The sequence below is a fragment of the Neobacillus paridis genome (genome assembly GCF_016765675.1).
In the GTDB taxonomy this organism is placed as follows: domain Bacteria; phylum Bacillota; class Bacilli; order Bacillales; family Cytobacillaceae; genus Neobacillus; species Neobacillus paridis.
The window spans coordinates 1-446 of record NZ_JAESWB010000242.1 but is presented as its reverse complement, the minus strand read 5'-3'; the positions used below and the strand labels follow the sequence as shown (position 1 = coordinate 446).

The following is a 446-nucleotide window of genomic DNA, read 5'->3' as shown; positions in this document are numbered from 1 at the left end:
CTTGCAGCCCTTGTCGCTTGCGGTGTCGTTGAGCAGAAACGGGATGGCTAGCAAACCCATGTGGGCATACCTGTTACGGCAATCTGCACGAGAAGAACGGGACACGGCTTGTTCAAGCTTGTTCTCGTCTCTCGGCTCGCCAAGGCCTGGTTTGGCCGGGCGGGCTTGCACGGCGTCTGCATGTCGCGGCAGCCAGCGCTGGTCCAGCGCGCCAGCATTCGACTTCCAGTCTGACGGCTGCCGGCCCGAGCGTACATCTTTCGGCCGATCAGAAGGCTCGCTCGTGGTTATGTTTTCCATCGCCCCTGGCGTTGGCGCCATGTGTACTGCTTCTTCCAGATTCACCTGACGTTTTGTCGTCTCGATCATGGCCTTGGTGTGCCGGGGTGGCAGAGGCAGCCTGCCCGAGGCTGGCGAAAGAGGCCGTGCATGCTGTGATTGTCTGG

At 61.0% G+C, this 446-nt stretch carries 1 protein-coding gene; it reads right to left on the bottom strand.

Going from position 1 to position 446, the window contains the following annotated elements; genetic code table 11:
• Positions 1–369: hypothetical protein (locus JK635_RS28660; RefSeq protein WP_202655048.1), on the bottom strand; the 369-nt coding region annotated here is incomplete at its 3' end.
• Positions 370–446 lie beyond the last annotated feature (77 nt).